Source organism: Pedobacter panaciterrae (assembly GCF_013204795.1).
Classification (GTDB): Bacteria; Bacteroidota; Bacteroidia; order Sphingobacteriales; family Sphingobacteriaceae; genus Pedobacter; species Pedobacter panaciterrae.
Map to the genome: position 1 here is coordinate 276,147 of NZ_JABMKW010000017.1, position 12,946 is coordinate 289,092.

The following is a 12,946-nucleotide window of genomic DNA, read 5'->3' on the forward strand; positions in this document are numbered from 1 at the left end:
TTGAAATGCTTCAGTATATTGTCAAGTGTCATATTGGTATTCAATGTTTGGAAGGCCATCCTCTTCATTCAGTAATTAATAGTTTAATATAATTTCGAGAATTTTAGCTTTTAGCGACACGGCTTTTGAAACGTCCATTCCGCTAATGGCATTTGTAGAATTTTTAGAAGCTGTGGGTAGCCAGTTTACGATACGGTTAAATAGGTTATAAAGTATACTCATATAGACTTGTTTCTGCTCAAACTTGCTATCAACTGAAGAGAGTTGTGTTTCGCATCGCTGAATTAATTCCGAATAAAACTGCGCAGTCTCATCAGGTGCGGTACCAGACAATTCAGAAATGATTTCTTCTATGATAGTTGCCGTTACCTTCATTTCTTCCTCAGACTGCGTAGCCGCACTTGCAGAAATACCCACTGTGTGTGGTTCTTTCCATGCTTTGGAAACAATATGGGCGATTCTACCTCTCAAGCTTACATTATCATTCTTTTCAAGTTTTCTGCCTTGCAATAAGGTTAGGAGGAAATCTTTGCTAAGTACAACGTTGCCTCGCCCTTTCTCAATGTCCTGTCTGGTTTCAGAACTTAAAATATCTATGACGGCATCGATCACAAATTGTATTGCAGATAGTTCCCGAAGATTATTGGATTTGATTATATCGCCCGTAGTTGTTGATTTACTTTTTTTCGTTGATTCAGTCTCTATAGTGATACTTTCTGGAAATTGACTATCGAGCTGGAAGACTGAAGCAAACTTACGGTCCGACCTGCCGTCGAGAGTGAACTCTTCTCTATATTTCGACGAAATGGTAAATAAAAGTGCGTTGCCTTTTTCTTTCAATTCAAATTCGCTCCAGCTGTTGACCATATCTTTCCACAGACCGATAATAGGCTTAGCACTTTCATTAACTTTTGGATCTTCAGACTTCGAGCGATCCATCATTCCCTTTGATGTTAGCGAGAGTACTGCGGTACCAGGATCATCTGCAAGAACGCTGGCATATCTGGCTGACCAGCGACCCTTTAATTGCGGACCATCACTCAATAAGGCCATTAGTAGTGTGGGGCCGATTCCTCGTATGACTTCTCCAACTGGTTCCTGTCTCGCCAAATCTTCACAAATTAAAGCGGTTAAGGCAAGCCAGTCATTTGGAGCAAGAATGGTTAACCGGCGCTGTGAGACGGTGCAATATTCAAACCAAAGGCTGTCAGCAGTAAAATGCCCTTCTAATTCATATTGACGGATTTGATTTCTATCGAGTTGCCAGCGATGGTGTTTACGCTGGGTATTACTGTGCCATTTTCCTGCAAAGTGTATGGCTAGACGAACTTCATTCAAGAAAGTATCATTAATGGCTTCATTTACTGTTTTCTCAGAATAATTACTCATTACACCTGCTACGATTATTGGCAGCCTGGCCAGACATTGAGCTTTAGCAAATCGGTAGTGTAATTCATTTAGTAAAAAATCATATTCTTTATCAGATAGAGACATTTCAGGAAAAACCAGAATATCTACCTGTTTATTTTTTTTACTTAATGTCAGAACTTCTTCTACTAGATTTATCAGAAAAGGTTCTTGGATTTCACGTCCCGAGACATTTGCTTTGAAATACCTAACTGGCTGATAATTGTCCCCCATAAGTTCAAAATCGTTTGACTCGACTTTATAAGGATATGGAACTGCTAAAATGTTAAGGCTTTTGTTTCGCTGCTCCAGCCAGGGAAAAGTTCGCCAGAAAACTTCAACCTCAGTGGCATGAAAAGTTAGGTAATGGGTAACTGATCTGGGTACCATACCTGCCTGGGGTGTTCTCATTTTCGGTAGGACAACTCCGTGAAATTTGGGAATAGTGCTCAGTGAACCAGTATTGATAAGAAGTAAATTAGCAACGCAGAAAAAATTTCTATGAGGCAAATTTTGCTTAGCGAGTGGCTGTCCTAAGAATCCCAAACCCTCACAACACGTATCGGCCAGCACATACATAAACAAAAGCGCCTGAGTAAATTCTTCTACCCTTTTCCAGGAGGGCAGGGCATTTTGCTTGTAGATATTACCTAATACCCTCACATGATCCAGCTTAACACTTTCATTGCTTTCCCAGTCATCTATTAATATTTTGTAATGTTTGGCAAAAACTGGGTGTTCAAGAAAAGCTTTCGTTGGCGCATTCTGCAGCAGGAGTGAGTTAGAATATTTAACCCAGAGCAAAGCAATACGTTTTATGTCATTTGTCCATGTTGGATTATTCCATATAAGGGGATCCATCAGCAAAAGTTTGTAGGCTCCCGTGCGATTGATAATGGTGGCACAAAGGGCAAACATATCTGGTGGCCATTGGATCCAGCTTTTAAGATTCGATTCCGGATTGATACCCAGGGCAATTTTTTTTAAGGTTACATCTTGAGGGCTATTCATCGGTTAAATTAAGAATGGTTAGGTATAAATATATCAAAAACACACAAATAGACCGCGAAGCAAAAGCCACATAATTCTAAAATCAATTATGGCCTGTGTCCAGGTAGTCCCAAGATACCCAATAAATAGATTTTAAATTGTTCGTCAGGTTCGTCAATCATCTTGAGTAGGGACGTAAACGTCTCATGCTCATAATTTAGAAAGATTTGGTTCTGATGCCTTACAGACGACTTGGGAAGCCTGCTAAATTTCCCAACGTCAATTGTGACATTGTTTTCGGCAGCAATTTGAGGTAACATTGTACCCAATTTTTCAGGAAAACTGGAAATATCCATTTTCATATCTGCAAGAAGGTGCGCGGGAGCTTGGTTAATTTCTAGGATTTTAATACTGTTTTGAGCTGCAATTTGAGACATGAATCCATGTGAACTAATAGATTGAGGCGTATCTCTAAAATTAACGTTGATTCCCCTGTTTGTAAAGACTAGATAACCTTGACTTTCTAAATATTGCAATAGTATATTCTGATAGTCTGTAATGTTGGAGTTGACATAGAATATATACTCTAATCCCCGTCTTCTCATTGAAGAAATAATTTCTCGTAATGATACATTGCTGCCCTGAAAGGGCAATATTGTATAATCTGAGCACATAGTGACGAGTTCAGATTTAGAATAGAAATCCGTATATGTGGCTTGCATCTGTGCATTGTTGATGTCATAGAACTGAAGATAATATTGTAAGTAGCTTACAACTGCAGGAACAATTTTAACATTACCTCCTTCTAAAGCATTTCTAAAAAGTATCCGAAGTGCCACTGACATTTCTTGGCGGAACATGCTGGCCTTTTTGGTAGGCATTATCTTTGTTCTGGACATGTCAAAGTCGATCCCCTTCGGAAGAAAATTCACCTCTCCGCCTATAATAAAAGGAAACTTAAATGGAATTATTTCAGGTAAATCTGTTCCTATCTTAAAACCACTATTTGACGAAATAATGGGCGTAGGATTTGCCTGGATTCCCAGTTTCATTACAAATGTTGGAGATTCACGCTCAAACTTGTATGCAGCACCTTCTACATTCCAATTGCTTGGGACATCCATTACAGCATTATCAAGCTTTATTTCAAGCCCATTGATATGCCTAAGATATTCAAGTGCCTTATCTAACGCTGCTCGTGGACTATATCCCGACTTCATATATATGCGTATACGCGTCCCAGAAAGAGACCTCGCATTTTCAATCGAAGGCTTTATGTAATTAAATCCTTTAAATACATCGTTAATCTCAAAGATTATTTGCTCGTCGTCATCACTTTTGGTATCAACAATTACCCTTTCTGCAACAATAAACGTACTCATAAACCCAATCCCAAACTGCGATATCAGATCAAAATTGCCCGAGCTATCGCTAAATTCTTGGCTAATACTTTTACCTATTACCGAGAAATGATTCTTCAAGATCGCTTTGGTCATTCCATCACCATCATCGCAAACTTCTAAATAGTTTTCTTTACTGTTTACATTGACCGCAATGCGAGGGACAGCCGAAGTTTTCTTTTCTCCAACCCTGTTACAAGCATCAACCGAATTCTGAACCAACTCCCGCACGAACATATACGGCTCTGGATAGAGCGATTTACCAATCAAGAGGCCCACAATCTTATGAACATCGGCGGAGTAACTGTTCGGAAGATCCTTATCCTCGTTATTAGACTGTTCTGGTTTTGCAAATTCGGTATAGGCATAAGTATTTGGTAAAAAGCCCTTTTCCTCACCTCCTATTATCGAGTCCGTGTCTTTATCAAAACGATATCCTGTACTTTTTATAAATTTTCGTGCATGCAAGATATATGCCCTCGTATCTATATTAACATCCAAAATATTATATCCGGGTTGATACTGGCTATGCTTTTCATCTGCGGAATTAAAAGCACTTCTTCCGTTAATAGCATAATAGCTACCAGATGTCGAAGTCAATGATTTCGCCTCATGTTTGTGACTGTGCCCAAAAAAGAGAATGTCATAAGGCTGTGATGCTAAAATATTTTCAATTTCCTCTTTTTCGCTCTCGTTGAAAGCAGCTAAAGGATGGTGGAATACCGCTATATTAAATTTAGTCTTGGCTTCTTTAAAGGTTTTATTAGCATTCCAAAGTTGATTATATCCCATAAAATGGTGTTCAGACTTCAGATCTGAGGAGCATCTCCAAGAATCATTAAAAAGTGCAAGCCCTATTGCGTTACCTTTTTCTAAAAAGATGCTTGTAGATTCGTTGTTTGAATAGTTATAGCTCTTACTATCGCTGTGAAATTTGAATTCAAAGTCCTTAAAAGTTTTAATTCGCTCATTTATATTTCGAAAACTAGCCTTATTTAGCGCCAATTCAACATTTATCGCTTCTTTGTCAAGGCCCAAAAGATAAGGTTCTGTATATTTATCAATCTTTTCCCTCTCTATATCATGATTACCAGGGATTAGTAGCATTTGATCGGCTCTGAGATTTAATGCATTCCGAATTGGGGTTATAATTTCTCGATTAAATATTTCATAACAGCTTTCAGGATTCTCCCCCTTTTTATCTACAAGAGATTCCCCTCCTTTGTCGACAAGGTCGCCGGTAAAAAGAATTAAATCTATAGGTTCTTTCTCATGGAATACATTTAAATCGTTTATAAGGGCCTCAAGGAAGAAGTTACGCAAATCCGCAAGGTTGGCCGAAGAAAGGTGGATATCGGAGAGCTGTACAATTCTCATTTTAGGTGCTTCGTAATGTGTTTTATCAAATCAATGATCATATTAAAATTTTCTATATGAAAGGCGAGCTAAAGTTATGGTTTTTTAACTAGCCGCAATTGAGCTTTAAACTTTAACTTATAATATACAACATTAACAATGAATATTTACACTTAACTAAAAAGTTAAGCATTTCTGAAGAATTCATGCAAAGACGGCCAACTGGAAGTTGATCATTTCCCTAAATTTGTCCTTTCCCAATTCAGCCCTTATGCGCGTGTGGACTCCAATTTTTACCATTCTATTCACACAGAACGATTCTGTATGTTTCCATTTCGCTAATAATTTTTTCATTTTAATTATTTATCTCTACTAGAGTATTTCCCAACCCACTATATCGTAATCTTGCCCAGATTTGGCAAATACCTATCGCTGTATAATCATTGCTAAAAATTATATTATGAAAACAGCAATTTTATACCTCCGTGTAAGTACAGATGAACAGGCATTGAGGGGTTATTCATTAAGAGCTCAACAGGAGATGCTAACTAACTACTGCAAACTGCATGGCATTAGCATTTTAAAGATTTTCACAGAAGACCATTCTGCAAAATCTTTCAAACGACCAGAATGGATGAAGCTCACAACCTATTTGCGTAAACACCGGGTGGATTTCCTGCTCTTTACAAAATGGGACAGATTTAGCCGCAATACCTGTGATGCTTATCAAGTGTTGGCAAACCTAAAAAGGATGGGAACTAACCCACAGGCAGTAGAGCAGCCATTGGACTTAACTGTTCCTGAGAACAAATTAATGCTTGCATTATACTTGGCCATACCGGAAATCGAAAATGACCGACGAAGCCTGAATACTCAAATGGGCATGAGGAGAGCAAAAAAAGAAGGACATTGGTCTGGCAGGGCACCTCTGGGATATAAAAATAAGACCTCCGAAGACGGCAAAAAATACATTGCACCAGAAGAACCTTACGCTTATGCAATCAAGTGGGCATTTCAAGAGCTTTCTTTAGGTATGTCTTCGATGGCGGAAGTCCATAGAAAGGCGTTTAAACTTGGGCTTACCTGTAGCATCAATAATTTTCATTCGCTTGTACGTAATCGGATCTATTGCGGAAAGATAAGAGTTCGTGAAATTGATGGAGAAGAAGAACACATTATAAAGGGCTTACATGAACCATTGATAACCGAAAAGCTCTTTGACAAAGTTCAAAATGTATTGAAAGGAGAAGTCAAACCTAAAAGATCTGCAATTGCAACACCAGAAGATTTACCGCTTCGAGGCTTTTTAAAATGTCCTAGCTGCCATAGAATGCTGACAGGAAGTGCTTCAAGGGGTCGTAAAACTCATGTTGCTTACTATCATTGTAAATCTCCGTGCAAAGTCAGGTTCAATGCCAATCAGGTAAACCAAGATTTTATCGAAGAACTAAAGCTCTTTAGGATTGCCAAAAGGGATCAGCACAAATTTTTGCAAGATATCATAAGCGCTTATAACCAAGTGAGAAATACGGCTTCCTCAATGAGACAGGGCTGTATAGATGAATTGCATATACTAGACGATCTGATTATTAATGCTAGAGAACTTTTGCTCGCCGGAAAGATCGAACCATCTGATTTTAAAAGCCTGAAAATGGATTACGATAATAAAGTAAATGCAATAAATCTTCGATTAACAGCACTTAAAGAGCGATTTAAGGATAAAATTAATATTCAGCCGATGGTTATCAATACTATAAAAATACTATGCAATCTTTCTCGTCTTTATCAAACAGCAACTATTGAGGACAAAAGATACATAGTAGAGATAATTTTTAATGGAATGTTGATTTACGACAAAGATGGGTATCGAACAACAAATCTCAACCCGATTACAGAGATAACATACCTGAAAAACAATGAGTTACAAATGCATAAAAAAGGGGAAAAGCATCTTTGAAAGACTCTTTTCCCCAACTACGGGTGGAATATGGGGCTCGAACCCGAATTCTGAAAAAATATTTAGTTTCTAAAATTATTAAACACCAATAACTCTTAACACTGCTCCGTTTCAGTTCAATATTTTTTAGCGTTACATCAAGAACCTATCGATATCCTCCTTCATCTTATTCACAAAGGGCTGTAGTGCTTTATAAATCTCCCTTTCTTTCCCATATAGTTTGGACTTGACACTGTTACTCGATGGCCGCATGCCCCGCTTGGTCTTAAAATTAGCGGAGACCTTTCCGGTAAACAAGTCCACATTTGCCTCTGAATAAATACCTGCATCGTATTGTAGCTTCTGCCAGCAGGACAATTCGGAAGTAGTCAGCACGGTGTTGAAACTATTGTCATAAATCACTTCTTCAATTCCTACAGGGGAGCCCTCTCCTTTCTTCAGCTCAATCACGATCCATTTGTTCAGGTCTTCAACCACATTGGCTTTTCCGGGACAAAAACTCATTAGGGTTCTGGAAGTGGTTTGTCCGACGGCCGTAAGCTGTTGCTCCAGTAGGCTGCGTTTGGCTGGCTGATCGCAACCTGCCAGTGCTGTCCTGAGTTTATTGGTATAGTAAGCAGAAAATCGTGTATGGTTGTAACCCAGTCCAATCAACAGCTGAAATAAGTCCTGGTCATTCTTTATCAATTCGGCAGTTTCAGATTCAAGCATAAATGTATACATTTTTAAATACTTATAATCATGCCAGGTCAGCTCGATATCCGGAGAAGTCAAACGGCTAAAGGGGATGTAGACTACGTCGATCAGGAATGGGTCAATCGCGGCCGATTCCAGGTGAACCTTGATCCTTTGCCACTTCTGGTTATATTCAACCGCTTCTTTCAGACAAAACAGCTTTGGCAGAATCACCTCACTGGGAAGTGCATCAAAATAATGACGAAAGACACCTTTAAGAACCTCAACGATCAGTTCGGCATCAGGGTTTATTTTTCTTTCTGGGTCATATAGCGTATCGGCAGCTTCCGAGAGTTTGGTCACGACCATCTTTAGATAACTGCGGATCTGGGTTTCATTCATCAGACTCAATACATGGTTGGGGATGGATCGCTTCAGCTTTTTACATTCATTTTTTAGCATCAGATCTGCAGTTCCTGTAAAGTCTTTCCGGTCTGATAGCTGAGCCACCACAGTATCCAGCAGCTCAAATTGGTAGTTCATCATAGGTATGGATGGTAAAATAGTTTCCTTGTTATTTGCTGCAGTACAGGCCCAATTAATAATCTGTTCGATGGTACGGGAGAGTTCGACCTGATCAAGTTCTTCATTCAGATCTATACCACTTACTACGCTTTTATTGGTTCTTGCGTGGAGCACCATGTAATAAATACCGCCTAGCAACAGGCCTATCACAGCTCTGAAGTTTACATTCGTATCCTGAAAGTAGGGGTCGGTAACCTTAAATAAATTTTCGCCGGCGAGTTCCCGGTTGGTGGAGATCTCCGTCATCAGCTCATTCGATTCACTGATCTGCCAGAGGATGATGTTCTGCATCTCCGGATTGCTCAGGAAGAACCTGAAATTTTCCTGCATCAGAGTGGTAAACGTCTCCTTGATTTCAGCAATACCGTCCGCATCGGTCAGGACAAAGCGTTTGAAGAAGGGGATCCAGTAATCCTTTTCCATAATATATGCCCTTTGTAAGCCGGCAAGGCCGGAGAAATAGCGACCAATCAAACTCCGGTTCCTGCCGCTGTACCTGGCAATTCTATTCACCCTCAAACCGGTGTGCCCTTCCAATTTCAGGATATTACCAACGGCTGAGATAAACTCCCTCATGGTGGCGGGCTTGTTCTTTATTCCTTTCTGACGCGGACGTTTTGCCATAACTTACTTATTCAAAATTTACAATCTTCGATTTGGTCACTACCCATTCCCAGGCATTCAGTACCTCATCCAGGTGCTCATAACTGTGCGTAGCCATGACACTCATCCGGATCCGGGCATCTTTCCTGGATACTGCAGGGTAGTTAATCTGGTTGGCGTAGACGCCTGCTTCAAGGAGCAGCCTGCAGACTTCCGCATTCCGGGTAATGTCTCCGATTTTAACGGGAATGATGGCGGATTGCGAAATGCCGGTATTTAGTCCCAGACTCCTGAGACCGGATCTTAGGTATTCGGTTTTCTCCCTCAGTTGATCCATCCAGTGTGGCTCCTGATCAACCAGGTCAATCGCTTTTAGGATACACGCAGCTGCAGGTGTGCTTGATGCAGAGAACAAATGCTGCCTGGACTGGAACTTCAGAAAATTGATGAGCTCGGGTCTGGCAACGACATAGCCTCCGATATGGGCAAAGGTTTTGCTGAATGTGCCGGTAATCAGATCCACTTCCTGGAACAGGTCATTCAGCTCGATTACTCCCCTACCGGTTTTTCCGATCACCCCTGTACCATGCGCATCGTCTACTACGGAATAAGCACCGTATCGTTTACACAATTCCACGATCTCCTTTAAGGGGGCGAGGTCACCATCCTGGGAATACACGCCGTCTACGATTACCATGCGGGTGCGGTATTTTGTTTGAGAAGCCGCAAGAATTCTTTCCAGTGCATAGAGGTTGTTGTGTGGGAAGGATTTCACATTGCTGAGCTGACAGCCTTCATATACACTGGCGTGAACGGCCTGATCCAATATGGCCAGGTCTGATTTTCTCAATAGGCATTGCAGGGTCGCTGAGTTGGAAGTATAGCCGGTGGTGTAGATGATGGCACTTTCCCGCTGAAAGAATCCGGCAATCTTTTGCTCCAGTGCTTCATGAAAATCCATATGACCGCCAATTGCAGGAGATGCACCTACGCCAGAGCCGTATTTTTCAATGGCGGCAATGGCAGCGGCTTTTACTTCAGGGTGCTGGGTAAAACCCAGGTAATCGTTAGATACGAGACTTACAAAGCGGGTGATGGGAATGCCGGGGATTTTCAGGGTGATCTCCGGTCCGCATCCCGATGTAGCCAGCTGCCGGTAATTCATCTGACCACGCTCACGTTTGTAAATGGAATAGTCGTTGAATAGTGATGCTCTGCCGAAAGGGTCTATTCCGGCGATGTCCTCGAAGTCTTTAAAACTTGCTTTTTCGAAATCTATTGTCATGTCTGATTTGTTTAATACTGCGAATGTAGAATTCGGGAAGTCCCCGACCGGATACATCGATCGCCGTAGTTATTAACAGCCCCTGCATACTCGAAAACAGCAGATTTTACTTCCAAAACCCTCCAGAACTGGAGCTTACCTGGCAGGTTATTTTCCATGTTTATTGGCTGGGTGAATGAGTCGGCCGGTGGCAAAAAGCGCAGATCGGTGTTCCCGCAGCAGACTGACACTGATCTTGAGAAAAGAGGAGATCTTTTCGTCACTGAGTACCGAGCCTGGGTCGATGAGTTTCGGATAGCACTTGTAAAAGGATTCAACAAGCTGGATGCCTTTAATCAACAGTATTTTACGCATTTGCGCTTCCTTGCGGTTATGCTGGGAAATGATCAGGGAAGCCAGTTCATGTGCTTCGGGGAAAATCGAGTAGACGGCTTTCATCTGTGCATGGGTAATGTAGGCGACAAAAGTGCCCGCTGTAGCTTCAATCAGGAATTCCGAAGGGCTCTGATGCATAAAGTCAGGACCGGCCTTTATTTCATTTTCTTCAAAAATGCTGAGTAGCTGCTGGCGCCCATCCTCGCTTTTGGTTGACCTGGTGAGGAAACCTTCCGAAATAAAAAAGGCGGAATGAACCTGATCACCAGGCTTATAGATAACAGTAGCTTTCGGGTAAAAAGTGCCCTGATACTTCATGACCTGCTTCAGGTATTGATACAATTCAGGTCGCTGCGATTTAACGGATTCCAGGATGCCAAACATTCTTTCTAGGATGATATCTATACTATTCATTTATTAAATTATGTACAATGCAAAAAACAGCTGCGCATCTTGCTGTGTCTTAATAATAGCAGTGCAGCGTCCATCCGGATCACAACTGCACTGCTTAACCTAAATTCTCAGAGACTTGATTGTCCTGATTTCGGGCAGGCTAACCAGACCGGCCCGCATTATTAACTATAGTTAACCCAAATTTGACTTGGTTTCTTTGTTCGTTTTTACCTGCAGGTTAAATGCGATATTTCTGCTTCTGTGATTGTGGTATCAAAAATCGGATCTGGCATGGGCAAACTCTGCCTGGTATATTCTTTTTCAAATTCCCTGTTCTGATTAACGCAGGCAAAAATCCTTAGGATCAGTTTATACCTCAATGCATTCAACACCGCCATTTTTGGCTTCCCCTCCTGTTCCACTTTTCTCAGGAAATAAGGCCTCAATTCTGGACAATGCCGCATCGCCAGAAGTGCGCACATGTGGAGCAAGCTTTTCATTTTTTTATTGGCCAGGGGGGATACCCTGGATCTCACCTTCATCTTTCCGGATTCCTTTGGAAACGGTGCCACACCAGCATAACAGGCAAATTTCTTGGGATCTTTAATGTCCCTAAATTCATTGGTGCAGACCAGCATTTCAGTTGCCGTAACCGCTCCCACATAATCCACGGAAACAATGATATCCCTAAGCCGGCGCAATTGATCATCCTCATTGATCACCTTCAATATGGCCTCCTCAATATCCATTAGATCCAGCTTCACCGCTTCTATACTGCGTGTACACAACTTTAAATTCTCCTTAAAGATGCGCTTGTTCACGAAGCTCCGCTGCTCATGCACGGAAGTGGTCAAACCAACAGACAATCCCTGGAGCCTAAGCCTTAAAGCGGTCAGTTCAGCCAGCTGGTCAATTACCGGGCGTCTTGGAGACCAGAACCGTAGGTTTTCCTGATGTAAATAGGTGTACTCGGCAATACGCATGGCGTCAATCTTATCATTTTTACCGCGGATATTGCCCAGGGAATTCTTAATCTTCATCGCATTCTCTACGACAATATTGGCCTTAAAATGCTGCAAAACCTGTAACAAATGATTCGAATAAAAACCTGTATTTTCCATGCAGAAGATCGTCTTACTGACCGTGAAGCCCTGACGCGCCTTGAGCTCAGTGATAAAATCTTTAATGGTTTGCACTTCATTGGGAATTTCTCTGTGAAAAATTATAGTCTTGGACTTCATTACCGCAAAATCCAGTTCATTACGGGAGACATCAATCCCAATAAACCAGCTGTATTTTTTTGAACTCTTTTTATCCATATCAATTTATCTATTTTATTGTATTAAGCAGAACTGAGATACGTTCTTTATCGAAACCCATCCTTAGTTGGGGATACGTTTTGAATGCAGGTTAATATGATCTATATTATGAAGAGGATTAACATATAACTAGGATCCTGCCTATAGTAGTCACGACCTTCTCTCTCCATAGCACTTTAATCTATTTTAACTATAACACCTCTTAAACCTTCAACATTATCTAATCTTGGCATGCCCTGCTCATTTTGTTACTATATGATTAGAAACAATCTAGAGATCACTGTACAATTCACGCAATCCCTTGGCTGTTTATATAATTATAAAACCAGTGAAAGATTCCAATGCCCACTAAGTCTTTCTTTCTTCAGGATTTAATTCGCTTCATCTGGTCTTATAATTAACATACTTTACAAACCAATAGCAGTGTAATTGATCCCTTTCCAGATCCTCACTCTATCTAGGGATATTTCCGTTTACTTGATTTACTTTCTTATTTATGGCATCAATAAAAAGGGATTTACATCCCGATTTGGTCTCACCTAAATCCTCTTTTAATTCGCCCTTTCTATTGTTCCATTTTTAATTACACTCATCAAGTTCC

At 40.8% G+C, this 12,946-nt stretch carries 7 protein-coding genes; 1 reads left to right on the forward strand and 6 read right to left on the reverse strand.

From position 1 onward, the window contains the following. Nucleotides 1–75: 75 nt before the first annotated feature. Nucleotides 76–2,418, reverse strand: a complete 2,343-nt coding sequence (locus HQN86_RS12410; RefSeq protein WP_172661274.1) for a hypothetical protein — start codon at nt 2,416–2,418, stop codon at nt 76–78. 86 nt (nt 2,419–2,504) lie between these two features. Then, nucleotides 2,505–5,174 carry a metallophosphoesterase gene (locus tag HQN86_RS12415; RefSeq protein WP_172661275.1) on the reverse strand — a complete coding sequence of 890 codons (2,670 nt, stop codon included), beginning with the start codon at nt 5,172–5,174 and terminating at the stop codon, nt 2,505–2,507. Nucleotides 5,175–5,613: 439 nt separating this feature from the next. Between HQN86_RS12415 and HQN86_RS12420 the strand changes: the two genes are divergently transcribed. Continuing rightward, a complete protein-coding gene (locus HQN86_RS12420) occupies nt 5,614–7,110 on the forward strand; it encodes a recombinase family protein (protein WP_172661276.1) in 1,497 nt (498 codons plus the stop codon). A gap of 132 nt (nt 7,111–7,242) precedes the next feature. Here HQN86_RS12420 and HQN86_RS12425 read toward each other — a convergent pair whose 3' ends face one another. From HQN86_RS12425 to HQN86_RS12440, 4 genes are all read right to left on the reverse strand, one after another. Further along, a complete protein-coding gene (locus HQN86_RS12425) occupies nt 7,243–8,994 on the reverse strand; it encodes a TetR/AcrR family transcriptional regulator (protein ID WP_172661277.1) in 1,752 nt (583 codons plus the stop codon). A 7-nt stretch (nt 8,995–9,001) separates the two neighbouring features. Further along, entirely contained in the window at nt 9,002–10,258 is a 1,257-nt protein-coding gene (locus tag HQN86_RS12430) for an aminotransferase class I/II-fold pyridoxal phosphate-dependent enzyme (protein ID WP_172661278.1), read from the reverse strand. A 147-nt stretch (nt 10,259–10,405) separates the two neighbouring features. Next, nucleotides 10,406–11,047 carry a Crp/Fnr family transcriptional regulator gene (locus HQN86_RS12435; protein ID WP_172661279.1) on the reverse strand — a complete coding sequence of 214 codons (642 nt, stop codon included), beginning with the start codon at nt 11,045–11,047 and terminating at the stop codon, nt 10,406–10,408. A 206-nt stretch (nt 11,048–11,253) separates the two neighbouring features. Then, nucleotides 11,254–12,345 carry an IS110 family RNA-guided transposase gene (locus HQN86_RS12440; RefSeq protein WP_172661280.1) on the reverse strand — a complete coding sequence of 364 codons (1,092 nt, stop codon included), beginning with the start codon at nt 12,343–12,345 and terminating at the stop codon, nt 11,254–11,256. Between the last annotated feature and the right edge of the window lie 601 nt (nt 12,346–12,946).

What these genes read in the sequence shown, in the direction of transcription:
- HQN86_RS12410 (WP_172661274.1), bottom strand. Translation starts at nt 2,418, where the DNA reads ATGAATAGCCCTCAAGATGTAACCTTAAAAAAAATTGCCCTGGGTATC.
- HQN86_RS12415 (WP_172661275.1), bottom strand. Translation starts at nt 5,174, where the DNA reads ATGAGAATTGTACAGCTCTCCGATATCCACCTTTCTTCGGCCAACCTT.
- HQN86_RS12420 (WP_172661276.1), top strand. Translation starts at nt 5,614, where the DNA reads ATGAAAACAGCAATTTTATACCTCCGTGTAAGTACAGATGAACAGGCA.
- HQN86_RS12425 (WP_172661277.1), bottom strand. Translation starts at nt 8,994, where the DNA reads ATGGCAAAACGTCCGCGTCAGAAAGGAATAAAGAACAAGCCCGCCACC.
- HQN86_RS12430 (WP_172661278.1), bottom strand. Translation starts at nt 10,258, where the DNA reads ATGACAATAGATTTCGAAAAAGCAAGTTTTAAAGACTTCGAGGACATC.
- HQN86_RS12435 (WP_172661279.1), bottom strand. Translation starts at nt 11,047, where the DNA reads ATGAATAGTATAGATATCATCCTAGAAAGAATGTTTGGCATCCTGGAA.
- HQN86_RS12440 (WP_172661280.1), bottom strand. Translation starts at nt 12,345, where the DNA reads ATGGATAAAAAGAGTTCAAAAAAATACAGCTGGTTTATTGGGATTGAT.